Raw genomic sequence first — 25,640 nt, forward strand, 5'->3', positions numbered from 1 at the left:
ACAACTAAGAGACTTGATATCATATCAAGTCTCTTTCTTTCATGAAAGGAGAATGAATGATGGAGACGATGCCAAATTGGTTAATGCAACGTGCATTTTTAACACCAGATCGCACTGCAATTGAAATAGAGGAAGAGAAAGTTACTTTTATGGAGCTGCATGAAAAAGTAGTATCTGTTTGTGAACACCTCACACATGTTGGAGTGGAGCGAGGGCAAAAGGTGGCTGTTCTGATGAAAAATGGTATGGAGATGATTACAGTTATTCACGCCCTATCTTATGTAGGGGCAGTAGCTGTGCTTTTAAATACGCGTCTTTCAAGAGAAGAGCTACTTTGGCAAATGGATGATGCTGAAGTTGTTTGTTTAGTAACGGATCAAGGTTTTGATGCTAAAGATGTTCCTGTTTATTCATTCGCCGAAGTGATGAATGGACCAAAAGAGGAAGCCTCTATACAAGAAGAGTTTTCTTTAGAAGAAGCGATGACAATTATTTATACGTCTGGGACGACAGGCAAACCGAAAGGCGTTATTTTAACGTACGGCAATCATTGGGCAAGCGCAGTCGGTTCGTCGCTTAATTTAGGACTTCGTGATGATGATTGTTGGTTAGCCTGCATGCCGATGTTCCATGTTGGCGGGCTATCTCTTTTAATGAAAAACATTATGTATGGCATGCGTATTTTACTTGTTCCGAAATATGATGCTGATTTTATTCATAAAGCACTTCAAACGAGAGGAGTAACAATTATTTCTGTCGTTTCTAAAATGTTAACTGATTTATTAGAGCGACTTGAGGCAGAGACATATCCATCTTCTTTACGATGCATGTTACTTGGCGGAGGACCAGCGCCAAAACCACTATTAGAAGCATGTGTAGAAAAAGGAATTCCTGTATATCAAACGTACGGTATGACAGAAACATCTTCGCAAATTTGTACGTTATCCGCAGATTACATGTTAACGAAAGTAGGATCAGCTGGAAAACCACTATTTCAGTGCCAACTTCGTATTGAAAAAGATGGCGTAGTAGTGCCACCATTTGCGGAAGGTGAGATTGTAGTAAAAGGACCGAACGTAACAGGCGGTTACTTTAACCGTGAAGATGCAACGCGTGAGACAATTCAAAACGGATGGCTTCATACTGGTGACCTCGGTTATTTAGATGAAGAAGGATTTTTATACGTATTAGATCGCCGCAGTGATTTAATTATTTCTGGCGGAGAGAATATATATCCGGCTCAAATTGAAGAAGTGTTGCTTTCTCATCCGGCGGTAGCGGAAGCTGGTGTTGTCGGTATGACTGATGATAAATGGGGACAAGTACCCGCTGCTTTTGTTGTAAAAAGTGGAGAAGTAACAGAAGAAGAAATTCTTCACTTTTGCGAGGAGAAATTAGCGAAATATAAAGTGCCGAAAAAAGCGTGGTTCTTAGAGGAATTACCACGAAATGCTTCGAAAAAATTGTTAAGACGAGAGTTAAGACAATTAGTGGAGGAGATGTAAGTGGAGATAAAAAAAGCGACACTTCATATAACGGAAATGCCACTCGTCATCCCGTTTGCTGCAAGCTACGGGACTTACGAAAAGCGTGAGAGTATCGTCATTGAATTAGAAGATACGGACGGGTGCATTGGATTTGGCGAAGTCGTTGCGTTTTCTGAACCGTGGTATACGGAAGAAACAGTGAAGACGGCGATGCATGTACTGCAAGACTTTTTATTACCGGATTTATTAAAGGCTGAAATTTCTCATCCGAATGAAGTGCCGAGTTTGTTCCAACATATAAAAAGAAACCGAATGGCAAAGGCCGGAATTGAAGGAGCTGTTTGGGATTTATATGCGAAGCGACAAAAGAAGTCGTTAGCGACATTGCTTGGCGGAACTAGGACTGAAATTGAAGTTGGTGTTGTAATTGGTATCAATACAATTCCGGTTATGTTAAAACAAATCGAGAAGTATGCAGAAGAAGGATACGAGCGTTTTAAAGTGAAAATAAAACCAGAGCATGATTACGAATTATTGAAAGAGATTCGTAAAGAGTTCCCAGGTATCCCGTTAATGGCTGATGCAAACTCAGCATATACATTAGGGGATACGGAGAGGCTGAAACGACTAGATGAATTCCAATTAATGATGATTGAACAACCGTTAGCGGATTACGATTTTCTTGATCACGCGGAATTGCAAAAGAAAATTGAAACGCCGATTTGTTTAGATGAAAGTATTCATAGTTTAGAAGATGCACGCGTTGCGATTACGCTTGGCAGCTGCCAAATTGTGAACATTAAACCAGGGCGAGTGGGCGGATTAACAGAATCGGTTCAAATCCATAATTATTGCATGGAGCACAACATACCCGTTTGGTGCGGCGGTATGGTGGAGATGGGGATTTCACGAGCGCAAAATGTTGCTCTTGCGTCATTGCCTAACTTTACGATTCCAGGAGATATATCTGCTTCTAGTAGACATTGGGAGCAGGATATTATTTGGCCGGAAGTGATGCTTGAGGGCGGGAAAGTGATGGTGCCGCAAAGCGTTGATGCTGAGTATGAAGTAGATCGCGGAAGATTGGAAGAAATTACGAAGCAGCGGATTGTGTTTGAGCGGTAAATGGAAGTTTCATTAGGATGCCCGCAAATAGCGAGAGGATTTTGTCGTTCATTGTCGGTAAGTCGATATATTTCAATAATTGCTGATATAATTTGAGTTACGGTCGATATAATTGGAAAATCGCTGATATAATTTTATTTACCAAGGTTACTCTAACGAGTAGCCTTTTTGTATTGTACAAATTGGATAGACTAGTTTACAATCGAGCGTATAAAAATGGAATGAAAAAGGGGGAGTAAAATGAAGCGCATTTCAATTTTAATAGCGGATGATGAGGCAGAAATTGCTGATTTAATTGAGATACATTTAGAAAAAGAAGGGTACCACGTCGTGAAAGCAGCTGATGGAGAAGAGGCAATTCATATTATTGAAACGCAGCCAATCGACTTGGTAATTTTAGATATTATGATGCCGAAAATGGATGGGTATGAGGTGACGCGTCAAATTCGCACGAGACATCATATGCCGATTATTTTTTTAAGCGCGAAAACTTCGGACTTTGATAAGGTGACAGGTCTTGTACTAGGCGCGGATGATTATATGACGAAGCCTTTCACACCGATTGAATTAGTTGCACGTGTAAATGCACAACTGCGTAGGTTTTTTACGTTAAATCAACCGAAAGTAGCGGAGAGTAAATCTGCTTTAGAACTAGGCGGAGTCGTAATTAATCCCGAGCGTAGGACGGTTGATGTATATGGTGAGCAAATTGAATTAACGCCGAAAGAGTTTGATATTTTATATTTATTAGCGAGTCATCCGAAGAAAGTGTACAATGTAGAAAATATTTTTCAGCACGTATGGGCAGACGATTATTATGAAGGTGGAAATACAGTAATGGTACATATTCGTACGTTGCGGAAGAAACTTGGAGAAGATAAAAGAAAGGATAAATTAATAAAAACAGTGTGGGGAGTAGGTTATACTTTTAATGGCTAATATGATGAAAAGTTTTCGATTTAAAATGCTTGCCTTATTTGCGTTAAGTATGGTGCTTGCAGCAACTGTAACTTATATAATTTATAAAGGATTGCAGCTGTATTATAAAACGATGGTTCGCTACGAAGAGCCTTTAGCACAATTTAGGTCAATAGTAAGGGAATTTGGAGACATTAATTTCTTTTTAATTTTCTTTATTCCGTTATCTATTATCTTTTTCTTCTTTTTGACAAAACCGTATTTAAAATACTTTGATGAAATTTCTAATGGGATTCATCATCTTGCGAACGGTAATTTTACGAATAAAGTTCAAGTTTCATCAAATGATGAGTTTGGAGATATCGCACGTGAAATAAATGTTGCGAGTGAAAAGTTAAAAGAAGCTGTTGAAAGAGGAGATTTTGCTGAAAGTAGTAAAAGTCAGCTCGTTGTGAATTTAGCTCATGATTTAAGAACACCATTAACATCCGTGTTAGGATATTTAGATTTAATTCTTAAAGATGAAAATTTAACAAAAGAACAAATTAAACATTTCTCCACAATTGCATATACGAAATCGCAAAGACTGGAAAGCTTAATTGATGAGCTATTTGAAATTACACGTATGAATTATGGCATGCTAAAGCTGGATAAAAAGCCGATTGATATAAGTGAGTTGCTTATACAGTTAGAGGAGGAATTGTATCCGTTATTAGAAAAACATCATTTAGAAGCTAGATTGAATATTGATCCGCATTTGCCGATTAACGGTGATGGAAAATTGTTAGCTAGAGTATTTGAAAATTTGTTAACAAATGCTGTTCGATACGGATATGATGGACAATTTGTTGATCTGAATGGGTATATCGATAATGGAGAAGTTGTCGTACAAGTTATGAATTATGGAGATAGCATCCCGGAAGAAGATTTACCGTATCTTTTTGATATGTTCTATACAGGTGATAAAGCAAGAACTGAGAACCGTGGCGGGACAGGCCTTGGACTATTTATTGCGAAAAATATTGTCGAGCAACATAACGGTACGATTTCTGCTGAGAGCAATGTAGTTAGAACGATATTTGAAGTACGATTGCCAAAAGACGAGAATGTAACAATTTAATAAAAATTTAAACTTTACCCCACTTTTTATTTTAATAGTTTTTTCTATTCTATACGTAAGTTACGTTAAGGAGGAACTAGAAATGAAAAAGTGGGTATTTATTTCTTTTTTTATAGTATGCACAGTATGTGTAGGCGTTTATATATCACCGTTATTTCAAAAGGAAATCGACGTTAAAATTGTCGGGAAAGATGAGCTAGTAAAGGCGGCAAACACCGAGGGGAAAGAGATTACGAAGGAACAAATTTATAAGGGCGATTTATTATTAGTTAACAGGGATTACCCAGTAAAAAAAGATAGTATTAGGTCTGATATTATAAATGTAAATCATAATAGTGAATTAGTGAGAGGCTATGTAATATTTGATAGAAATCTTCGTTTATCAAAGGATGTTGTGAAAAAGTTTTTGAACGTTGTCGATGCGGCTGGAAAAGAAAGTGTTAACCATTTTTTGATTAGTAGTGGCTATAGAGATTTCCAAGAGCAAAAACAGCTATATGAAAAAATGGGATCTGATTATGCACTTCCAGCAGGATACAGTGAACATAACTTAGGATTATCACTGGACATTGGGTCTACTCAAAAGAAAATGGAGAAAGCGCCTGAAGGAAAATGGATTGAAGAGAACGTATGGAAGCATGGCTTTGTATTACGTTATCCGAAAAATAAAAGTAACATTACAGGCATTCAATATGAGCCATGGCATATACGTTATGTAGGCTTACCTCATAGCGCAATTATGCAAAAAAAGAATTTCACACTAGAGGAATATTTAGAGTTTTTAAAAGAGGAAAAAGAGATTTCAACTGAAGTAGAAGGTAAGAAATATACTGTTTCTTATTATAAAGTTTCTGAGAATATGAAAGTGAACGTTCCAGCAAACAAGCAGTATGAAATTTCCGGGAACAATATGGATGGGGTTATTGTGACGGTTCAGGAATAGAGAAAAAGGCTGTGCCATTTGGGACAGCCTTTTCTTATATAAGAAAGGAAGTGACGTTTTTTGTCGGTAAATCGATATTCTTTGTCGAATCGTTAATATATTATAAGTTATGATAGATATAATTGAAAAATCGTTGATATATTGTAAGTTATGATAGATATATTCAAAAAATCGTTGATATAATTTCCTATACTATTAGCATTTTGGAGGAGCATCTTTTTATGTATTTTTAAACATTATAACGTTATATTTACTTTTCGTTTTTTTCATGTTACTCTAAATATGTGAAAGAGATATAAAATGAAACTTTAATGTAAGCGTATTCTTATGGCTTCTTATAGAAAAGGGTGGAAATACAATGACAGAACGATTCGTACTACGTAATGTGAAACGTGTGAACGGGGAAGAGATTGACATTGTAATTGAAAATAATAAAATCGCACAGGTGACGAAAGCTGGTGCTGGTGAGGGTGGAAAGGTTCTTGATTGCTCTGGTACTTACGTATCGAGTGGCTGGATTGATTTACACGTTCATGCTTTTCCAGAGTTTGATCCGTATGGCGATGAAGTGGATGAAATTGGCGTTAAGCAAGGGGTAACGACAATTGTTGATGCGGGTAGCTGCGGAGCTGATCGCATTGCAGATTTAGTAAAAAGTAGAGAACAGGCAAAAACGAATTTATTTGCCTTTTTGAATATTTCTCGCATCGGTTTGAAACGAATTGATGAATTATCCAATATGGAATGGATAGATAAAGAGAAAGTAATAGAAGCAGTAGAAAAGTATAAAGATGTAATCGTTGGGTTAAAAGCGAGAATGAGTAAAAGCGTCGTTTGTGATAGTGGAATTGAACCGCTTCATGTAGCGCGCTCTTTATCCCGTGAAACATCATTACCGATTATGGTACATATCGGTTCAGCGCCTCCTCGCATTGAGGAAGTTGTACCTCTTTTAGAAAAAGATGATGTTATTACACATTACTTAAACGGGAAAGAAAATAATTTATTTGATGAAGAAGGAAAACCGCTACCTGTGTTACTAGATGCAGTGAATCGCGGCGTACATTTAGATGTTGGTCATGGTAATGCTAGTTTTTCTTTTAAAGTAGCAGAGGCGGCGAAGCGTCACGGTATTGCCTTTCATACAATTAGTACAGATATTTACCGAAAGAATCGTATACACGGTCCAGTATATAGTATGGCTCACGTTCTTTCGAAATTCCTTTACTTAGGTTATCCGCTAGAAGAAGTGATTGATGCGGTTACGAAAAATGCGGCAGAGTGGCTTAAGAAACCAGAGCTTGGCCGTATTCAAGAAGGAGATATTGCAAACTTAACTTTATTTACGGTTAAAGATGAGAAGGTTACGTTAATTGATTCAGAAGGGGATCAGCGCATTGCTGAAAGAAGGATTGATACGAAAGGGGTTGTAATTAATGGGTCATTCATTGAATGCTAAGTACGGATTAAAAAGAGTAATTAATGCGAGCGGTAGAATGAGTATTTTAGGTGTATCTGCTCCTACAGATACAGTAATGGATGCGATGAAACATGGTGGACAAAATTATGTGGAAATTGCTGATTTAGTAGATAAAGCAGGAGACCATATTGCGAGAATTCTAGATTCAGAGGCAGCGGTCGTTGTGAATTCAGCATCGAGCGGAATTGCGCTTTCTATCGCTGGTATCGTTACAGAAGGAAATCGCCGTAAAAGTGAAAGACTTCATCAAGAAGTAATCGCGAAAAACGAAGTGATTATGTTAAAAGGTCATAACGTTCAATACGGTGCTCCTGTTGAAACGATGATTTACTTAGGCGGCGGTAAACTTGTAGAAGTTGGCTATGCAAATGAAGGGAAAGCAGAGCATATTGAAGATGCAATTGGTGAAAATACAGCAGCGATTCTGTATGTGAAATCACATCATGCAGTGCAAAAAAATATGATTTCTGTTGAAGAAGCATGGGAAGTTGCGCAGCGAAATAACGTACCGCTTATCGTGGATGCAGCAGCTGAAGAAGACATTCAAAAATATGTGAAGTATTCAGATCTTGCTATTTATAGCGGTTCAAAGGCGATTGAAGGACCTACTTCTGGTATTGTTGGCGGGAAACGAAAATATATTGAGTGGCTGAAAGTGCAATTACATTGTATCGGAAGAAGTATGAAGGTTGGGAAAGAAACAACTTTTGGTTTACTTCAAGCGCTTGATGAGTACGGAGTAAAAGAAGATAAGAGCGAGCAAGAAAAAGAATTGCTACAAGTACTTATGCCGCTAAAAGAATTAAATGGTGTAAATGTAACGATCGTTCAAGATGAAGCTGGAAGAGCAATCTTTAGAGCTCGTATTCATATTAACGAGAAAGAATTAAATAAATCAGCAAAAGATGTTGTGACTGCATTACGCGAAGGGGAAATTGCCATTTATACACGTGATTACGGAGTAAGACAAGGATTCTTTGATATTGATCCACGTCCACTTCAAGGTGATGACATACATGTAATTGAAGAAAAAATGAGAGAAATTGTAGGGGGAAACTAAAATGACAAACATTCAAAAACGTTTTTATAAAGGCCGCGTAGCATTAAATGTATTAGCGAACAATATCGAAAATGCAAAAGACATTTTTGAGGCCGCAGAAGGTTATGTAGTTGTTGGAGTGTTATCAAAAGATTATCCAACAGTAGAAGAAGCAGTTACAGCGATGAAAGCATACGGAAAAGAAATTGATGACGCTGTATCAATCGGACTAGGTGCAGGAGATAATCGCCAAGCGGCAGTTGTCGCTGAAATTGCGAAGCATTATCCTGGCAGTCATATTAACCAAGTGTTCCCTTCAGTTGGAGCGACACGTGCAAATCTTGGCGAAAAAGATAGCTGGATTAATAGTTTAGTATCGCCAACAGGAAAAGTAGGTTACGTAAATATTTCTACTGGCCCAATTAGTGCGGCTGGAGAAGAAAAAGCAATCGTTCCAATTAAAACAGCGATCGCACTTGTACGTGATATGGGCGGAAATTCATTGAAGTACTTCCCGATGAAAGGGCTAGCTCATGAAGAAGAATATCGTGCAGTTGCGAAAGCTTGTGCGGAAGAAGGATTCGCATTAGAGCCAACAGGCGGAATTGATAAAGAAAACTTCGAAACAATTGTACGTATTGCGCTTGAAGCAAACGTAGAGCAAGTTATCCCGCACGTGTACTCTTCTATTATTGATAAAGAAACTGGTAATACGAAAGTAGAAGATGTTCGCGAATTATTAGCAGTCGTGAAGAAGCTAGTTGATCAATATGCGTAAGAAAATTGCAGCGTTTGGCGAAGTAATGATGCGCCTGCAAGTACCTGGATATGAATTGTTGTCGCAAGCTAACACGTTAAATTACTCATTTTCAGGTACAGGTGTGAACGTTGCAGCGGCACTTTCTCACTTAGGGCATGAAGGGCTTCTTATTTCAACTTTACCGGAAAATTCGGTTGGGGATGCAGCTGTATCTTACATTCAAAAGTTAGGGATTCAAACTTCTCTTGTTTCAAGAGGCGGTAAATATGTAGGTATGTATTTTTTAGAAAATGGATTTGGTGCACGGGCAAGCCGCGTTACGTATTCGAATCGACTAGAAAGTAGCTTCAATACGGCGTCTGAAGAGATGTACCAATTTGAAGAAATTGCTAAGGAAATTGATATCGTTCATTTTTGCGGTATTACACTTGCGATGAATGATACGGTGCGCCATCATATGAAGTCTTTAGCGAGAGCAGTTAAAGAAAACGGAGGAACCGTCGTTTTTGATTGTAATTATCGTCCATCACTTTGGGGAGAAGACGGATATGAACAGGCAAAACCGCATTATGAAGAAATGCTGGGACTTGCTGATATCGTTATGATGAACGAAAAAGATGCAATGTTTGTTTTAGGAATAAAAACCGAAGAAACGGAGCGAGAGGCGCAACTTGTTGATCTTATTCCAAAGGTAGCTGAAACGTATCATATCGCTACAATCGCTGGTACTCATCGCTCTATTAACAGTGATAATACACATTCGCTTCGCGGGTTTATATGTAAAGATGGGTCGTTCACTTTTGCAAAAACACTTACGTTTTCTGTATATGATAGAATAGGTGCTGGAGATGCTTATACGAGCGGAATTATTCATGGCGAGATAAAAGAGTTCGCACCAGAGAAAGCTGTTTCATTTGCGTCAGCAGCTGGAATGCTAGCACATACAATCGTCGGTGATACGCCAATGTCATCAGAGAAGGATATACTTCGGGCAATGACGGCATCAGTAGGTGATGTAGAAAGGTAGTGGGTGTAACGGTGAACGTAACGAGAAAAAAAGGACCATTATATTTGCAAATAAAAAATATTATTCGTGATCGAATATTGCATGGTGTATATGCGATTCATACGAATATTCCTTCCGAACCGCAGTTAGAAGAAGAGTTCAAAGTGAGTAAAATTACAGTGCGAAATGCGATTAAAGAACTCGCTCAAGAAGGATATTTGGAAAAGAAAAGCGGTAAAGGAACGAAAGTCATCCGCAATACTTCTGCGACAAAACTGTCAAAGGGTAAGAAATTTACTGAAGTGTTAGTGGAAGAAGGATATAAAGTACAGAAGAAATTGCTAAAAGCAGAAATTGTGCAGAATGAAGAAGGAACAGTGCCATTTCGATTATTCGGTAAGGAGAGTTTTCGTATTGAACGTTTATATACGTTAAATGATGCACCGTACATTCATTATACGCACTATTTCTCAGCAGGAATGGCAAGTTCAGATTTATCGGATTTTGACTTGCAATCGCTTTATGATTTAGTTGAAGACCGAGGTATTCATTTAGAAAACTTCAGAGATGAATTCGCTGTTGGACTCGCGCCTATTTTCGTTGCAGAAGCGCTAGGTGAAAAAGAGGGGACAGCGCTATTAAAACGCATGCGTTATTCTTACGATGAAGTTGGCGAAGTAATTGAATATAGCGAAGGCTACTACAATACAGAAATGCAGCATTATGTAGTGAATTATGACGTATAAAAAAGAGGGGATTTTCCCTCTTTTTTTATCCCGCGTTAATGGAAAGTAAAACTCCCACCTCAAAATTCAGTTGAAGCAAAGAAGTTAGGTGGGAGATCAACTGTCCATAAACGTCCGATTGGTTCAACTAATAATCAGTGGGGGATGAACAAAACCCCCACTGATTAAAGTTTCACTTTATAAAGTAAGGAGAATGGGAGATGGATATATACTTATTAATCGTCACGTTACTTGCAATTGCGATTGTTATTTTAGGGGTATCATGGTGGAAATGGCATGCATTTATTAGTTTAACAGTTGCGAGTTTGTTTTTAGCTATCATGTCTGGACTGAATGTAACGAAAATAGTGACTGCCTATGAAACTGGTGTTGGTAGTGTACTAGGACATTTAGTTGGTATTTTAGCTCTCGGAACAATTTTAGGGAAAATGATGTCCGATTCAGGGGCCGGCATGCAAGTGGCAGATTTCTTTATTCGATTTTTCGGTGTAAAGAAACTACCTTGGGCTATGTTATTTGCAGGATTTGTTATAGGGATTCCAGTGTTTTTTGAAGTGGGGATCGTCATTTTATTACCACTTGTTATTTCCATTCGAAAAACGACGAAGCAAAATATATTATTAATTGCGTTACCTGTCATTGCAGGATTATCTATTGTTCACGGGCTCGTGCCTCCGCATCCAGGGGCGATGACAGCAATCGGTATTTATAACGCGAACTTAGGAAAGGTACTTTTATATTCATTAATTATCGCGTTACCAGCAGCCATTATCGCAGGACCGATATTTGCAAAGTGGGTACATAAAAGGGTTATACCTGAAAATGAACCAGAGCTTATTCGGGTTACGACTGTCTCAACTGATTTGCCAAGTCGTAAAGTTTCATTCTTTATTATTTTATTACCAGTTGTATTGATGATTTTATCGGTCGTTGCACCATATATTTCATTACCGAAAAAATTGACTGAATTTTTAGTATTTATAGGAAGTCCAGTAATCGCCTTACTTATTTCATGTTTCGCAGCATTTTATTTACTTGGTATCAAACAAGGTATTAATAAAAAGATGATTAAAAAATTAACAGATGAAAGTTTATTGCCTGTCGGTTCTATTATTTTAATAATTGGTGCAGGCGGTGGATTTAAACAAATATTAATTGAAAGCGGCGTTGGAACAGCTATTGCACAAATGGCAGAACATATTTCGTTATCACCAATCGTATTAGCTTTCATGGTAGCTGGTTTAATTCGAATTGCAACAGGTTCAGCGACAGTAGCATTAACGACAGCAGCAGGGATTGTTTCACCAGTTATTCAGCACATGTCTGGTGTGAATTTAGAGTTGCTTGTTATTGCAACCGGTGCAGGATCATTGATGTTTTCTCACGTAAATGATGCAGGGTTCTGGCTTGTAAAAGAGTATTTAGGTTTGACGGTGAAGGAAACTTTTAAAACGTGGACGGTACTCGAGACATTGTTATCATTTATTGCATTTGGTTTTGCGCTTGTGTTGAATATGTTTCTTTAAAAGATACCTAAATAGGTATCTTTTTTTTGATTAAGCCCAATTCCTAAAACAAGCCCGTTTTTAGGTAAGCCAAGCTTCCTATTCGCCCTGAAAACATAATATAAATGGAATCCCCTCATTTAGAGCAAGGTGAACTTGTTATGAATGATACTAAAGGAGGAATAGGGTAATGAGCGAAAAGTGTGAACACAGACATGATGATTGTAACCGCAGACATGGTTGCGGAGGCGGTTTTGCGCTTCTGATCGTATTGTTTATTTTATTAATTATCATCGGTGCTAGCTGCTTCGGCGGAGGCGGCGGTTGTGGCTATGGTGGTTATGGCGGTTATGCTGGCGGCTACGGCGGATATTGCTGCTAATTATTAAAAACTATTGAAAATAGCCTTGTGCATATTGCACAAGGCTATTTTATTCATATTTTTATATGCTGTGATAATTTATTAATGTAAAGAGAACGGATTAAGAAGAAGAAAATGATCTCGATAATCCCGAAAAAGGTGAGTACGATACATGTCTCTTTTAATAAGGAGAAAGAAAACATGCTTTGTAAAAACTTAACCGCAAATAATGTGTGAACACCAGCAACGATATAAGGAACGAAAAATAAAATTCCTAATTGAATCGTTGCAGAGCGAAACATTTCTGATTCAGTTAAGCCAAGCTTTGTAATCGTAATATACTTTTGTCTTTCAGTTGTTAAGTCATTATACATACGGAAATATAAAACACTAGCTGCTCCGATAAAGAAAATAAAGCCGAGAAATGCCCAAATAAAGAATTGAGCGACTGCATTTCCTTTACCGTAAATAAGTTCATCCGTAGCCGTATGTATGAAGAAAGGAACTTGAGCGTTCTCTTCTGTATGCTTTTCGTAGAACTCACGCGCATCGCCACTAATAACACGTAACATATTTTTGGTTGGAACGATTGCATTTTCCCAGTTTTCTACGAAGTAGTTATAGATTACAGTTGTTTCAATATGAGGAATCATATTATCAAATACATAATCTTGTACGACAGCTAAATGTGGGAATGCAAAGGATGGTTCGATTCCCTTATTAATAAACCCTTTAATATGAAATTCTTTTTTATTAGACCCGAGTGTAATCGTATTTTGCTTTGCAAATGGATTAGATACGAGATCGAGAAGTTCTGGTGAGTGCCGAGAAATAATATAAACTTCTGTAGAATCGATTGTTATTTCCGGTCTTTTCAATTGTTTAGCAATTGCGTTATAATCACTCATCTTCATAAGCATAATATTTTCTTTGGAAGCTGTATCTTTTAATACTGTAAACTTATATTTTTTGTAAAGAAAATTATTAGTTGTAAGCTCCGTTTCAATTGTAGAAATATGCTTTTGTTCAAGGGAATTGTCACCTTCTGATGTATACGTGAAGGGAACGGGATATCGCTCTAGTACTGATGCCTTCGTATTGTTATTAGCGGCGAATAATCCAATAATAATCGTAAATGCAAGTGCAGATAGCATAGAAACAATAAAGAGTACATTAATATTACTGCGTGTACGAGAAACTAAATCTGAAATCCATAACATATTTATTTGTTTCAAATAATACTTTCTGCGCTTCTTTAAAATATAGATGAAAAGAAGGAATGTTTGTGAAAAGAATAAATATGTCCCGACTATTACGAGCGGTAAAATAGATAACATAATAAAAAAGACAGATCCATTTTGCACATTTTTTTCCGTTACGTAGCCTCGCGGATAACCAGCGATATAATAGCATAGCCCTAAACAAATTAAAGCGAATAAAGAGATGAGTATAGATGGTCTTTTTTCAGCTGGCATTTTCTTGTTCCCTTTAATGAGGTGGGCTGTTTTTCGAGTACGAATAAACATTGGTGTAAACGTAGAAACGATTAAAAATAAAATGATAAACGTTACGGTTGTAACGATAATCGCTTCTGTTGGCCAATATAAATAGAGACCTTTCGCACTTGTTAATTTCGAAGTGACTAATAAGAAAAAGTTAGAAAATACAAGTCCACCTTGAATGCCGATAAAGATAGACAATATCCCAATTATCATGTTTTCGGTAAATAACAATCTTTTTAATTGTCTCTGTGAGATACCAAGAATAGTGAGTATCCCGAATTGCTGCTTCCGAACATTTAAAAATGTTCCAATTGAATATAAGAGAAAGAAGAACGAGAACATAACGATCACAAGCTGTGCTGTACTAGCTAAGTTCATTAGAGGATCACGTTCTTGAAAGCTTTGTACACTCTGTAAGCGCGGATGATACGCGTATACAGTAAATGAAAAGAAAACCATGATAGAAAAAGCACTACTTACAAAGTAGGCGAAATATGCTTTCGAATTACGTGAGACATTTTTAAATGCGAATTGCCAAAATGTCATCCACGTCTTCCTCCTAATAATGCTAGAACATCTAATATTTCTTGATAAAATTTTTCGCGATATAATCCGCGGTGTAGTTCATTATAAAGCTCTCCATCTTTAATGAAAATAACACGGTTACAATAACTTGCTGCAAACGGATCGTGCGTAACCATTAAAATCGTTGCATCTTCTTCTTTATTTAATTTCGTAAATAACTCCATTACGTCAATTGCCGCTTTTGAATCTAAGTTTCCTGTCGGTTCATCGGCTAGTAAGAGAGAAGGGTGATGAATAACAGCACGTGCTACTGCGGTACGCTGTGCTTGTCCCCCGGAAACTTCAAAAATACGCTTGTCCAAAATATGATCAATTCCAAGCTTTTTTGAAATGTTATCAAGCTTTTCATCCATTTCTTTTAATGGAACATTATCTAATGTTAAAGGTAGTACGATATTTTCACCGATTGTTAGTGTATCTAGTAGGTTAAAGTTTTGGAAAACAAATCCTAACTCTTGGCGGCGGAAAATCGCTAACTTCTCTCTACGAAATGTGTGCGGTTTTTTTCCGTTAATCACGACATCACCAGAAGTCGGAGAATCGATTGTAGAGATAACGTTTAAAAATGTAGATTTCCCGCTACCAGATGGTCCCATAATGGCAACGAATTCACCTTTATCCACGTGTAAATTTATATTTTTTAAAGCAGTATGAGGGACTTTTCCCTCATATACTTTTGAGACGTTTTTTATGTGTAATACTTCTTCCATAGTAATCACCTTTCTACTTTTTAAAACTTAATGTGTTGTGATAATTTTTGCATATAAAAGGAACGAATTAAAAGGAAAAATAAAATTTCAACTGTTCCAAAAATTAACAGTACGACTGTAATTTCAGCGAAGAACGAGAGATGTAATATTTCTTGTAACATCTTTGTCGCAAACATCGTATGGATTGATGCCATAATGTAAGGCACGAAGAAAAGAATCGCAAGCTGAATTGTCGCTGAACGTTTCATTTCAGTCTCAGTTAAGCCAATTTTCGTAATCGTTATATATTTTTCTTGCTCATTTGTTAAATCTGTATACATCCGGAAGTAAAGAACACTGCCAGCACCGATAAAGAAAATAACTCCTAGGAAAGTACCAATTAAGAAGAACGAAGCGACATTTAGTTTTGCTTTATATAGAGAATCACTCGCCTCACTTGCGTGGAAAGGAGGATGCTCTGCTTTGATTGCTTCACTTTCATTATAAATCTTTGTTGAAAATGCCGAACCGATGTTATGTGCTTTTTCCCAATCTGTAACTTTAAAGCTATATACACTCATTTGTTTTGATACGTTGGATAATGCTTCTACATTTTCATCAGATAGTATGAGCAATTGGTATATTAAGCGATTTGGGAATGGGTTATAACTTTTATATTCTTTCACTTGTAGTTGTAAATTGTTTTGAGTAAGTGTAAGAGTATTTTTGTTGTCTTTATTATGAAGCGTTCCAATAACTTGATCATCTAAGTCTTTCATAAGAATATAAGATTCATTCTTATTGACCGTGAGCGTTTCCCAATTTAAAGCCTTAGCAAGTACATTATAGTCACTTTGTTTAATGGCATAATAGAGCTGCGTGTTATCTTCAGCCGAAGATACTTCATATATATCCGTTTTAAATTTTGTATAAGTAAAGTGCTCTTCATTAAATTTCTGCTCTAACCAGTTTAAATGTTCATCAGCTAACGTATTTTCAGTATGTGATAAATACGTAAACGGGAAAGGGTTTTGTCTAATTTCATCAAACTTTGTAAACTTCCCGAATCCATATAAGAATGTAATCATTGTAAAAGCGAGCGTCGATAGCATCGCTACAATAAAGAGCATGTTAATGTTTGTCCGAATACGTGATGCTAGATCGGAAATCCAAAGCATATTAATTCGTTTCATATAAAACTTTCTTCGCGTTTTTAAAATACGAATAAGTAAAAAACTGATTTGTGAAAAGAAAAAGTATGTTCCAGCTGCAATAAGCGATGGGATGACAAATATACTAGAGACGGCATATAAAAGTCCAATTATGTCACCTAGTGACATAAAATACAGCGGATTTGCGGCTAACGCATATCCACATATTAAACAGATCGCACCAAATAGAGAGATGAGCACGGATGCTTTTCTTTCTTTTTGTTGTTTTCCTTCTTTTAAAAGACGTACGGCTTTTCTCGTGCGAATGAGCATCGGTGTAAAAGATGATACGAGAATGAAGAGCCCAAGAAAGATGATGATAGTTAAAACGATAGCACTTGTAGGCGGATATAAATATAAACCAGGTACGTGTGTAATTTTAGCGGTAACTAACAAAAAGAACTGTGAAAAGACGACTCCAAGTTGAATGCCAAAAAATATAGAAAGAACGCCAATTAACATATTTTCTATAAATATGAGTCGCTTTAATTGTTTTTGAGATATGCCAAGCACTGTTAAAATCCCGAACTGTTTTTTTCGTACTTTTAAAAACGTCCCGATTGAATACAGTAAAAAGAAAAATGAAAAGAACACAATGACAACTTCTGAAATTGTCATTAATATGTTCAGAGAATAATTCACGTCTGTCATATGCAATTTAGGATGAAATAAATAAACTGCAAATGAGAAAAAGATTGCGATGGAGAACGCACTGCTTACAAAATAGGCGAAATAAGCTCTGGCGTTTCTTGTGACGTTTTTAAATGCAAACTGCCAAAATGTCATTCACCTAAACCTCCTAATAGGGTGAAGATGAAAAGAGTATGAAAGATACTCTTTTCATCAAGTTTGTTTTAAATATTTTGTCCACTCGTGTAATGTGATAATTTTTGCATATAAAGTGAACGAATGAATAAGAAAAATACGATTTCAACGAATCCAAAAATAATAAGAACGGCTGAAACTTCTTTGAACAGAGATAAACCAATTACATCTTGTAGCATTTTTGTTGCGAACATTGTATGAATGGATGCCATAATGTACGGAATGAAAAATAAAATACTAAGTTGAATGGTTGCAGATCGTTTCATCTCTGTATCTGTTACACCGATTTTAGAAATCGTTATATATTTCTCTTGTTCGTTCGTCAAATCCGTATACATTCTAAAGTAAAGAACGCTACCAGCTCCAATGAAGAAAATAACTCCTAAAAATGTCCCAATTAGGAAAAATGCAGCACTGCCTGATGTTATTTTGTATAACGATCCTGCTGATTCAAAGGAACGAATAAGAGGTCCTTCATACTGGAATTTATTTCGATCTTTTTGCACTTTTTCTATAAAATTATCAGCAATTTCATATGTCTGTTCCCAGTTTTGAATTTTGTAATTGTATGCTGATATATGTTTTACGGTGTTAGGTAAGTTATTTACGATAATATCAGGCAACACTATCGTTTGATATGAAAAGTCAGATGGGATTGCGTTTACATGCTCATAACCTTTTACTCGTAATTTCGTATTTGTACTAGAGAGTGTAATGTAATCTCTTTTGTAGCTTTGCTCAAATTCGTTGAATATGGTGATATATGATGTCCCTGTTAGCACATATGCTTCGTTATCATCCATAAATAGTTGTTTCATTCGTAAAGAATCTGCAAGTTTGTTATAGTCACTTTGCTTAATTGCGTATACGTCATTATAAATAGCTATATCTTTATCTTCTTTTAGTGGTGTTTCATATATATCAGCTTTTATTTTTTGATAAGGGAAATGCTCTTTTTGTAATTGTTGCTCAAGCCAATTTAAATGCTCTGTAACAAAAGGATTCGCATCATAAGAAAAATAAGAAATTGGAAAAGGAGAAGTTCTATTCACCTCTAGCTTAATAAATTTCCCGAATCCATATAGAAACGTAATCATTGTGAAAGCAATTGTAGATAGCATCGCTACAATAAACAGCATATTAATATTCGTTCGAATACGGCTCGCTAAATCCGAAATCCAAAGCATATTAATCCGTTTCATATAAAACTTCCTTCTTTTCTTTAAAATATAAATAAGTAAGAAACTAATTTGTGAAAAGAAGAAATATGTTCCAATTGTAACAAGCGTTGGGATAACGAAAATACTTGAAACCATATATATAACACCGATTTGCGGGCTTACTGATACGAAATATTTAGGATTTCCAGCTAACGCATAACCACCAAATAAACAAATCGCACCAAACAATGAAACAAGTATGGATGGTTTTCTTTCTTTTTGTTTTCCACCATTTGTTTTTAAAAGGTGTACTGCTTTTTTTGTACGAATAAGCATTGGTGTGAATGTAGATACAATGATAAAAAGACTAAGGAAAACAATGGTTGTTAAAATAAACGCGTTAGTAGGCCCGTATAAATATATTCCTGGAACATGGGTAAGTTTGGCTGTTACTAATAAGAAAAATTGAGAAAAAACAACTCCAAACTGCATGCCGAAAAAGATAGATAAAATCCCGATTAACATATTCTCCATAAAAATAAGACGATGTAATTGTTTTCTCGATATTCCTAAAATGGTCAAAATACCAAATTGTTTTTTTCTAACTTTTAAAAAAGTACCAATGGAATATAGTAAAAAGAAGAAAGAGAAAAATACAATTACTACTTCTGAAAATATCATTAATCCTGAAATTTCAGAGGTCATGTCAAAGTTTTGTAATTTCGGATGGAATAAGTAAACAGCAAACGAAAAGAACACAGCAATGGAAAAGGAGCTACTTACAAAGTAAGCAAAATAAGCTCTTGAGTTGCGCGTGACGTTTTTAAATGCAAATTGCCAAAATGTCATAGATTATACCTCCGGCTAGAAGATATAGAAGTAGTTGTATTGCAAAAAATGTATGAGAGTGAGTTCTCATACATTTTGCTTGCATATGTTACGATCATACTTCGGTCACCTTCTCCGTATGTTCTGCTTGATTATTTGCAGCATTGTGGAAGATGATTTTAATGGTCGTTCCTTTACCAACTTCAGAATCTAGTTTGACAGAGTGACCTAAATAATCACAAATTTTACTTACAATATAAAGTCCCATACCAGTAGATTCTCCGAAGGCGCGACCGTTTTTCCCAGTGTAAAACGGTTCAAATACTCTTCGAATATCTTCTTGTGGAATACCAACACCTTCATCACGAACTTCTAAAATAATATCTTTTCCGTTTCGGTAAGCAGATAAGAAAACTTTCTTTCCGCGCTCACCGGAGTAACGAACAGCGTTTGTCATTAATTGATAGATGATAAATTTTAGCCATTTCGCATCAGAAGCAACTTTTAAATCAGAATGGACTTCTAAAACAGGGAAGACACCATTACGAATGAATAGTTCTTTTAATCCATTAATATTTTTTGTTACCGTATCTTTTAATGAAATCGTCTCGACATGGAAATCTTCATGGAAGTTATTTAACCTAGCCATGTATAAAGCCATATCAAGCCCTTGGTTTAGACGCTCTAATTCTTTTTTAAACTTTGGAATTAAATGCTCGTCTTCCATTTCTAGCACCATAAGCTGCATAACAGAAACAGGTGTCTTCATTTGATGTACCCAATGGTTAATGAATAGTTGATGTTCTTGTTGTTTTACTTCATACGATTGTAGTTCTTTTTGGAAGAGGCGGTACTGCGTACGCACGAGTTCATTGACACCGTGAGGCATCGGAGCAGTCGCTCTTTCAATAAACGCATCTTCCATTTTTTCTGGTTGCTCACTTAATCTATGGTACATTCTACGATTGCGAACGTAACGGTAAGCGAGGAAACAAATAAATAAATATAAACTTAAAACGACGAAGTAAAATTTATTGTTTTGAAATCCATCTACTGCATCATAAAGAACGAAAATGATACCGAAGTTTAAAACGTACAGTAGGAAAAATGCAAAATGATCACGTAAAAATAGCTTCATGCTTATTCACTCCAAGTTGCGTTAAAGCGATATCCAAGTCCACGTACTGTTTCAATAGAGTTCTCAATGCCAAGCTCATTAAACTTTTTACGAAGACGTGTAATGTTTACGTTTAATGTATTTTCCTCAACGAAGCTTTCGTCATCCCAAAGCGCAGCTAATAAATCTTCACGGCTCGCTGTACGAGGAAATTTAGATAATAACATTTCTGCTAAAATTGCCTCTTTCTTCGTTAAAAGAACTTGTTCAGATCCGAAGTGAATTTCTGGACGTTCAGGGAATAGTTTTAATCCTTCTACTTCAACGATACGTTCCGAAATATTTGGTGCATAATCACCGTAAATACGGCGTAATTGTCCTTTGATTTTCGCCATTACAACGTCGTAGTGGAATGGTTTTGTAATGTAATCATCCGCACCGCTTTCAATTGCCATAATTTGTTCCATCTCACCAGCACGCGCTGAAATGAAAATAATTGGACAAGTAGATTCATGACGAATTTGACGGCACCAGTAGAAACCATCGAATTTCGGTAAGTTTACATCAAGTAAAACAAGATGGGGTTTCACTGCGTTAAACGATTCCATAATATCATCGAAATTCTCCGCTACCACAGCCTCATAACCGTACTTCTGAATGTGAGATTGCAGTAATGATGAAATATTTGGATCGTCTTCAACGATTAAAATTTTATACATATGTATATTCCTCCTCAAAAAAAACAATTGTAGCTATAGTGTATCATGTGTTTCAAGTCTTTTCATTATGTTGAAAGATAAGCTAGTAAACAGTATAGGTTAAAAGTGAGAAAAGTAAAAAGGGCGCTGGATGAAATTGACAAATAACGGTAATCGGTTTAATATTTAGATAAATATCTAAATGTCTAATTATCGAAAGGAAGAAAGACATTGAATCAAGCATTCAAAGCATTAGCAGATCCAACAAGGCGAAAAATTTTAGACTTATTAAAAGAAGGCGATCTAACCGCTGGTGAGATTGCTGAACATTTCAATATGACAAAACCAAGTATTTCACACCACTTAAATGCACTTAAAAATGCTGAACTTGTTCAAGATGAAAAGAAAGGGCAATTCGTTATGTACTCTTTAAACACAACGGTCTTTCAAGATTTATTGACTTGGGTGTTTACATTTACGAATAAGGGGGAAGAGGGGAAATGAAAAAGCATCTTTTTGCAATCTTATTAATTGTTATAACTTGTTTAGCTTGGGCGTTTGCTTGGCCACATTTACCGGATACAATTGCAACGCATTGGAGCGGCGGTAAAGTAGATGGATATTCTTCTAAATCGTATGGAATGCTTTCTATGGTTGGAATTATGATTGTTTTATATATTTTTCTAAACGTGTTACCAAAGATTGATCCAAAGAAAGCGAACTACGAGAAGTTTTCTAAAGCTTTTATGATGATGAATAATGGTGTACTATTGCTACTATTTGTAGGAAATATAGACATTATTACAAGTGGATTAGGATATAACTTATTCATTAATCGGGTGCCTGAATTATTAGTTGGTGTTTTATTTTTAGTAATGGGTAATTATTTACCACAGTGTAAGCCAAACTTTTTTGTTGGGATGCGTAATCCATGGACGTTAAGTAATGAAGAAGTATGGCGGAAAACACATCGGTTTAGCGGAAAAGTATTTGTGGCGTTAGGAATTATTATGATTATAAGTGTTTTCGCTCCGGCTGATTGGAGAACTTATATGATGCTTGGGATTATAGTAGTTGCTGTCATTATAACGAATTTATATTCTTACGTTTTGTATAAAAAAGAAATACAAATGTGAGCTATATTAGTCAAATTTTATATTTATAGTTTCTATGTGTTAAGAGATTTTAATACTCAGTGGGAATAATGAAAAGCTCACTGAGTAAATTTTTCGTTTTAAGGTCTGAAAATTCAATCGAAAAGGTGATTTGGGGGGATTTACATGTTAGAAATTATAAATTTTAGCAAGACATATAAAGACGGTAAGAAAGCAGTTGATCATTTGAATATTACTGTTAAAGCAGGGGATATCTTTGGATTTATTGGACATAACGGTGCGGGGAAAAGTACAACAATTAAGTCGTTAGTAGGAGTTATAGATTTTGAAGAGGGTGAAATTTTTGTTGATGGACATTCAGTAAAAAAGGATCCGATTGCATGTAAGAGAGTAATGGCGTATATTCCTGATAATCCAGATTTATATGAGCAATTAACAGGAATTCAATATTTGAACTTTGTTGCGGATGTGTTTAAAGTGCCTGCGAGGGATCGGGAAGAACAGATACAGAAGTATGGGGATGCTTTTGAGATTACACCGTACTTAGGGGATTTAATATCTTCTTATTCACACGGTATGAAACAAAAAGTAGCGATGATTAATAGAGGGAAATTAGCACTTTCAGGAGAAGTAAATTCTTTAATAAAGGAAGGCTCATTGGAAGAGCTCTTTATGAAGGAGCTTGCTAATGAATACTAATAGTTTAGGTCTTTTGAAAATTCGGTTGATAACGCAGCTCGGTTTAAACACCTTTAAATACGAAAAAGATAAGAGAAAGAAGCAGAATAAGATTTTGCTGACAGTATCTATTGCTCTAGTTGGTGTCATGTTAATGTTATATTGCGGAGCTTCAGCATATGGATTGATAAAAATAGGAATTAGTGAAATTATTCCCGTCTATGCACTAGTTATTAGCAGTATATTAACGTTGTTTTTCACTATATTTAAGGCAAATGGAGAAATTTTTGCTTTTAAGGATTACGACTTTTTAATGTCATTGCCGATTCGCGTAAGTACTGTTATTGCAAGTAGGTTTTTGTATTTATACTTGCTGAATACAATCTTTTCAATCATAATCATGCTACCAATGGGAGTTGTGTATTGCATACATGAAAATCCATCAGTTTCTTTTTACTTTATGTGGTTCATCAGTATGTTTATCGCATCTTTAATCCCAACAACAATCGCAGCAATCTTTGGAGCTTCGATTACGGCAATCGCTTCTAAATTTAAAAATACGAATAAAATAACTACGATTTTAAGTTTTATAGTAATTATTACATTCGGTTCCTTTATGCTAAAAAACGGAAATGCTCAATATAGCCTTAATGATATGAACGGAATTGGTGCAATTGTTTCCGAGCAATTAACTAAAGTGTATCCATTAGCTAACATGTTTCAAAAAGCAATTGTTAATGCTGATATGGTAGCTTTCATCTTATTCGTGGGGATATCAGTGATTTGGTATTATCTTTTTGTAAAAATACTTTCGTTAAAATATAAGCAAATAAACACAGGGATCACCACTTATCATATGCTTTCAAATTATGAGATTAATAGCATGAAAAAAGAGAGTGTATTGGTCGCATTGTATAAAAAAGAGCTGAAACGTTTCTTCTCTTCTACAGTGTATGTCATAAATAGTGGAATGGGAGTCGTGATGGCGCTAGCTTTCTCGCTAGCTATAGTTGTAGTAGGACCAAGCCAATTAATAGCGTATCCTGGAATTGAGCCCCTGTTGCAAAAGATTGCTCCATTTGCTATTGCAGCAGCGATTTCGATGACATGTACAACATGTGTTTCATTGTCTTTAGAAGGAAAAAATGTATGGATTATTAAATCATTGCCTATAGCGCCAAAGATGATTTATGATAGTAAAATTCTTATGAATCTTTCATTGAGTATACCTGCATCACTTATTAGTGCTGTATTACTGATAATCGGGTTAAAGCTAGATGTTTGGAGCTCTCTTTTCATCGTAATAACACCGATAACATATTCATTATTTTCAGCAGTATGGGGGATTTTCATTAATAATCGATTTGGTTATTATGATTGGGTATCAGAAACTCAAGTAGTAAAACAAAGTATAGGATCGTTTGTTGGTATGTTTGGTGGCTTAATTGTGGCGGTTATACCTGCCTTGTTAATTGGTACTGCTACTATCTCGAACTACAGAGTATTTACTTTTGCAGTTATTACAGTGCTTACGATTATTACTATTTTCTTGTATAAGAACGAGTCAAGAAGAAGTATAAAATAAAGAAGCTGCTCTTCCTTTAAAAAGGGAGAGCAGCTTCTTTATTTTGAAAAGGTTAGCCTCTTATATTACTTTTTTAAAACAGGTACCCATATTTCGCTTCTGAAATTCGGAGAAGATATATCTTTCTGTTCATTCCACAATATCTCCGGTCCTTCCGCTAGTTCATAGTTCGAAGAAGGGAACCATTCAGAATAAATACGTCCCCATACATTTTGTAATGCATCAGGAAATGGTCCGACAGCTTCGAATATAGCCCATGTTGAAGCAGCAACTTCAAGTTGCGCGAATTGCTCTGGGCAATCTTTCGTTGTGGCTACTCCAATGTAGTGATCGAGTTCCCCCTTTTCCTCCATTCTTCCTTCAGAAAAGTTAGTAGAAGCACTAATGATTCCAGTAGGTTCAATGTTTGAAAGGGACTTTAATGTTTGAATAGAATCTGGGTTTAAACTTTTCCACATAGAAGCAATTTCTTCATTTACACCGTTAAAAACGATTGGTACTCGTTTTGTAATACCTATAATTCGAAATGGCTCTTTTTCTTCAATTCGATAGTTCATTTCATTTCCTCCTTGAATGGATAATTGGAAGGTCATTGGTGAATAAGCCTTCAAAGAATGGCTACTATTTCGGGCCTCTGAAGGTGTTATACCGTGCAAGTTTTGAAATGCACGGGCGAATGAATCTGGTGAGTTGTAGCCATATTTTATAGCGACATCAATGACTTTTGCATCGCTATTTTTTAGTTCAAAGGCAGCGAGAGTAAGACGTCTACAACGAATATATTCTGATAGTGATATGCCAGCTAGGAAAGAGAACATTCTTTTGAAATGATATTCCGAGCAGTAAGCTAACTTCGCAACTTCTTTAAAATTAATTTCATTTGTTAGGTTGTTTTCAATATAGCGCATTGCAGTATTCATATTTTTAAGTGAATCCATATTATGACCTCCTCTGTACATAGAATAGCAGGAACGAAATAGCTCCATCCGACATTTCGTGCACAACTTTGTAGGGGACATTTTTAACCTTACAAAATTGTAATGTTCCTGTAAGGAGAATGAATGGATGGTATGATATCCCAATGTTATAGTAACAAAGTACTTTTGTTCAGTAGGTTAAATTTTTATATCTTTACTTATGCGTCTTACATAACTGTC

Annotated in this window: 23 protein-coding genes; 16 read left to right on the forward strand and 7 right to left on the reverse strand. The window is 36.0% G+C overall.

Translation table 11 applies throughout. From position 1 onward, the window contains the following. The first annotated feature begins 59 nt into the window (after positions 1 to 59). The 12 genes from MKY38_RS25470 (at position 60) to MKY38_RS25525 (ending at position 12,511) form a co-directional block, all read left to right on the forward strand. Positions 60 to 1,505, forward strand: a complete 1,446-nt coding sequence (locus MKY38_RS25470; RefSeq protein ID WP_114556116.1) for an o-succinylbenzoate--CoA ligase — start codon at positions 60 to 62, stop codon at positions 1,503 to 1,505. Beyond that, positions 1,506 to 2,612 carry an o-succinylbenzoate synthase gene (gene menC / locus MKY38_RS25475; RefSeq protein ID WP_065222660.1) on the forward strand — a complete coding sequence of 369 codons (1,107 nt, stop codon included), beginning with the start codon at positions 1,506 to 1,508 and terminating at the stop codon, positions 2,610 to 2,612. Positions 2,613 to 2,852: 240 nt separating this feature from the next. Then, positions 2,853 to 3,551 carry a response regulator transcription factor gene (locus MKY38_RS25480; RefSeq protein ID WP_341050089.1) on the forward strand — a complete coding sequence of 233 codons (699 nt, stop codon included), beginning with the start codon at positions 2,853 to 2,855 and terminating at the stop codon, positions 3,549 to 3,551. Further along, positions 3,544 to 4,650 (forward strand): sensor histidine kinase, encoded by a 1,107-nt coding sequence (locus MKY38_RS25485; protein WP_078385036.1) that lies wholly within the window; start codon positions 3,544 to 3,546, stop codon positions 4,648 to 4,650. Before MKY38_RS25480 ends, MKY38_RS25485 begins: the two co-directional genes overlap by 8 nt. An 82-nt stretch (positions 4,651 to 4,732) precedes the next feature. Next, positions 4,733 to 5,593, forward strand: coding sequence for a M15 family metallopeptidase (locus MKY38_RS25490; RefSeq protein ID WP_065222663.1), 861 nt, complete (start codon positions 4,733 to 4,735; stop codon positions 5,591 to 5,593). 358 nt (positions 5,594 to 5,951) lie between these two features. Then, positions 5,952 to 7,052 (forward strand): amidohydrolase/deacetylase family metallohydrolase, encoded by a 1,101-nt coding sequence (locus tag MKY38_RS25495; protein WP_000139930.1) that lies wholly within the window; start codon positions 5,952 to 5,954, stop codon positions 7,050 to 7,052. Next, a complete protein-coding gene (locus MKY38_RS25500; RefSeq protein ID WP_078438786.1) occupies positions 7,030 to 8,133 on the forward strand; it encodes a DgaE family pyridoxal phosphate-dependent ammonia lyase in 1,104 nt (367 codons plus the stop codon). Before MKY38_RS25495 ends, MKY38_RS25500 begins: the two co-directional genes overlap by 23 nt. 1 nt (position 8,134) lies before the next feature. Then, a complete protein-coding gene (dagF, locus tag MKY38_RS25505; RefSeq protein ID WP_000181907.1) occupies positions 8,135 to 8,890 on the forward strand; it encodes a 2-dehydro-3-deoxy-phosphogluconate aldolase in 756 nt (251 codons plus the stop codon). Next, complete coding sequence (locus MKY38_RS25510; RefSeq protein WP_341050094.1) at positions 8,883 to 9,899, forward strand: sugar kinase; 1,017 nt, start codon at positions 8,883 to 8,885, stop codon at positions 9,897 to 9,899. The genes dagF and MKY38_RS25510 overlap by 8 nt, the downstream gene beginning before the upstream one ends. After that, positions 9,899 to 10,624, forward strand: a complete 726-nt coding sequence (locus MKY38_RS25515) for a GntR family transcriptional regulator (RefSeq protein ID WP_025709986.1) — start codon at positions 9,899 to 9,901, stop codon at positions 10,622 to 10,624. The genes MKY38_RS25510 and MKY38_RS25515 overlap by 1 nt, the downstream gene beginning before the upstream one ends. Before the next feature lie 200 nt (positions 10,625 to 10,824). Further along, the gene (gene gntP, locus MKY38_RS25520; protein WP_341050098.1) at positions 10,825 to 12,150 is read left to right on the forward strand and encodes a gluconate permease GntP; all 1,326 of its coding nucleotides are present in this window, start codon (positions 10,825 to 10,827) and stop codon (positions 12,148 to 12,150) included. Positions 12,151 to 12,319: 169 nt separating this feature from the next. After that, positions 12,320 to 12,511 carry a YjcZ family sporulation protein gene (locus MKY38_RS25525; RefSeq protein ID WP_001290392.1) on the forward strand — a complete coding sequence of 64 codons (192 nt, stop codon included), beginning with the start codon at positions 12,320 to 12,322 and terminating at the stop codon, positions 12,509 to 12,511. A gap of 53 nt (positions 12,512 to 12,564) precedes the next feature. Here the strand turns inward: MKY38_RS25525 and MKY38_RS25530 are convergent, their stop codons facing one another. The 6 genes from MKY38_RS25530 to MKY38_RS25555 all read right to left on the reverse strand — a co-directional run bounded on the left by MKY38_RS25530 (position 12,565) and on the right by MKY38_RS25555 (position 21,126). Continuing rightward, complete coding sequence (locus MKY38_RS25530) at positions 12,565 to 14,538, reverse strand: FtsX-like permease family protein (RefSeq protein WP_025709988.1); 1,974 nt, start codon at positions 14,536 to 14,538, stop codon at positions 12,565 to 12,567. After that, complete coding sequence (locus MKY38_RS25535) at positions 14,535 to 15,287, reverse strand: ABC transporter ATP-binding protein (RefSeq protein WP_000393250.1); 753 nt, start codon at positions 15,285 to 15,287, stop codon at positions 14,535 to 14,537. The genes MKY38_RS25530 and MKY38_RS25535 overlap by 4 nt, the downstream gene beginning before the upstream one ends. A gap of 20 nt (positions 15,288 to 15,307) precedes the next feature. Beyond that, entirely contained in the window at positions 15,308 to 17,263 is a 1,956-nt protein-coding gene (locus MKY38_RS25540; RefSeq protein WP_025709989.1) for an ABC transporter permease, read from the reverse strand. A gap of 68 nt (positions 17,264 to 17,331) precedes the next feature. Further along, positions 17,332 to 19,311: an ABC transporter permease gene (locus MKY38_RS25545; RefSeq protein WP_048558792.1), complete on the reverse strand. Its 1,980-nt coding sequence runs from the start codon at positions 19,309 to 19,311 to the stop codon at positions 17,332 to 17,334. 94 nt (positions 19,312 to 19,405) lie between these two features. Beyond that, positions 19,406 to 20,428 (reverse strand): sensor histidine kinase, encoded by a 1,023-nt coding sequence (locus MKY38_RS25550; RefSeq protein ID WP_000765342.1) that lies wholly within the window; start codon positions 20,426 to 20,428, stop codon positions 19,406 to 19,408. Between the two features lie 2 nt (positions 20,429 to 20,430). After that, positions 20,431 to 21,126, reverse strand: a complete 696-nt coding sequence (locus tag MKY38_RS25555) for a response regulator transcription factor (protein ID WP_000276738.1) — start codon at positions 21,124 to 21,126, stop codon at positions 20,431 to 20,433. Between the two features lie 210 nt (positions 21,127 to 21,336). Between MKY38_RS25555 and MKY38_RS25560 the strand changes: the two genes are divergently transcribed. The 4 genes from MKY38_RS25560 (at position 21,337) to MKY38_RS25575 (ending at position 24,483) form a co-directional block, all read left to right on the forward strand. Then, the gene (locus MKY38_RS25560; protein WP_025709991.1) at positions 21,337 to 21,609 is read left to right on the forward strand and encodes an autorepressor SdpR family transcription factor; all 273 of its coding nucleotides are present in this window, start codon (positions 21,337 to 21,339) and stop codon (positions 21,607 to 21,609) included. Next, positions 21,606 to 22,241: an SdpI family protein gene (locus tag MKY38_RS25565; protein ID WP_341050105.1), complete on the forward strand. Its 636-nt coding sequence runs from the start codon at positions 21,606 to 21,608 to the stop codon at positions 22,239 to 22,241. The genes MKY38_RS25560 and MKY38_RS25565 overlap by 4 nt, the downstream gene beginning before the upstream one ends. Before the next feature lie 144 nt (positions 22,242 to 22,385). Beyond that, positions 22,386 to 22,919 carry an ABC transporter ATP-binding protein gene (locus MKY38_RS25570; RefSeq protein ID WP_341050107.1) on the forward strand — a complete coding sequence of 178 codons (534 nt, stop codon included), beginning with the start codon at positions 22,386 to 22,388 and terminating at the stop codon, positions 22,917 to 22,919. Next, on the forward strand, positions 22,909 to 24,483 hold the full coding sequence (locus MKY38_RS25575; RefSeq protein WP_044584939.1) for a hypothetical protein: 1,575 nt from the start codon (positions 22,909 to 22,911) through the stop codon (positions 24,481 to 24,483). Before MKY38_RS25570 ends, MKY38_RS25575 begins: the two co-directional genes overlap by 11 nt. 65 nt (positions 24,484 to 24,548) lie before the next feature. Here the strand turns inward: MKY38_RS25575 and MKY38_RS25580 are convergent, their stop codons facing one another. Continuing rightward, positions 24,549 to 25,421 (reverse strand): AraC family transcriptional regulator, encoded by an 873-nt coding sequence (locus tag MKY38_RS25580; RefSeq protein WP_341050109.1) that lies wholly within the window; start codon positions 25,419 to 25,421, stop codon positions 24,549 to 24,551. Positions 25,422 to 25,640 lie beyond the last annotated feature (219 nt).

Source organism: Bacillus sp. FSL R5-0585 (assembly GCF_038004545.1).
Lineage (GTDB): Bacteria > Bacillota > Bacilli > Bacillales > Bacillaceae_G > Bacillus_A > Bacillus_A cereus.

Coding starts and splice junctions, on each gene's coding strand:
- MKY38_RS25555 (WP_000276738.1), bottom strand. CDS start 21,126: ATGTATAAAATTTTAATCGTTGAAGACGATCCAAATATTTCATCATTA.
- MKY38_RS25525 (WP_001290392.1), top strand. CDS start 12,320: ATGAGCGAAAAGTGTGAACACAGACATGATGATTGTAACCGCAGACAT.
- MKY38_RS25490 (WP_065222663.1), top strand. CDS start 4,733: ATGAAAAAGTGGGTATTTATTTCTTTTTTTATAGTATGCACAGTATGT.
- MKY38_RS25540 (WP_025709989.1), bottom strand. CDS start 17,263: ATGACATTTTGGCAGTTTGCATTTAAAAACGTCACAAGAAACGCCAGA.
- MKY38_RS25485 (WP_078385036.1), top strand. CDS start 3,544: ATGGCTAATATGATGAAAAGTTTTCGATTTAAAATGCTTGCCTTATTT.
- MKY38_RS25535 (WP_000393250.1), bottom strand. CDS start 15,287: ATGGAAGAAGTATTACACATAAAAAACGTCTCAAAAGTATATGAGGGA.
- MKY38_RS25580 (WP_341050109.1), bottom strand. CDS start 25,421: ATGGATTCACTTAAAAATATGAATACTGCAATGCGCTATATTGAAAAC.
- MKY38_RS25530 (WP_025709988.1), bottom strand. CDS start 14,538: ATGACATTTTGGCAATTCGCATTTAAAAATGTCTCACGTAATTCGAAA.
- MKY38_RS25510 (WP_341050094.1), top strand. CDS start 8,883: ATGCGTAAGAAAATTGCAGCGTTTGGCGAAGTAATGATGCGCCTGCAA.
- MKY38_RS25575 (WP_044584939.1), top strand. CDS start 22,909: ATGAATACTAATAGTTTAGGTCTTTTGAAAATTCGGTTGATAACGCAG.
- MKY38_RS25545 (WP_048558792.1), bottom strand. CDS start 19,311: ATGACATTTTGGCAATTTGCATTTAAAAACGTCACGCGCAACTCAAGA.
- MKY38_RS25570 (WP_341050107.1), top strand. CDS start 22,386: ATGTTAGAAATTATAAATTTTAGCAAGACATATAAAGACGGTAAGAAA.
- MKY38_RS25470 (WP_114556116.1), top strand. CDS start 60: ATGGAGACGATGCCAAATTGGTTAATGCAACGTGCATTTTTAACACCA.
- MKY38_RS25565 (WP_341050105.1), top strand. CDS start 21,606: ATGAAAAAGCATCTTTTTGCAATCTTATTAATTGTTATAACTTGTTTA.
- MKY38_RS25495 (WP_000139930.1), top strand. CDS start 5,952: ATGACAGAACGATTCGTACTACGTAATGTGAAACGTGTGAACGGGGAA.
- dagF (WP_000181907.1), top strand. CDS start 8,135: ATGACAAACATTCAAAAACGTTTTTATAAAGGCCGCGTAGCATTAAAT.
- gntP (WP_341050098.1), top strand. CDS start 10,825: ATGGATATATACTTATTAATCGTCACGTTACTTGCAATTGCGATTGTT.
- MKY38_RS25480 (WP_341050089.1), top strand. CDS start 2,853: ATGAAGCGCATTTCAATTTTAATAGCGGATGATGAGGCAGAAATTGCT.
- MKY38_RS25500 (WP_078438786.1), top strand. CDS start 7,030: ATGGGTCATTCATTGAATGCTAAGTACGGATTAAAAAGAGTAATTAAT.
- MKY38_RS25550 (WP_000765342.1), bottom strand. CDS start 20,428: ATGAAGCTATTTTTACGTGATCATTTTGCATTTTTCCTACTGTACGTT.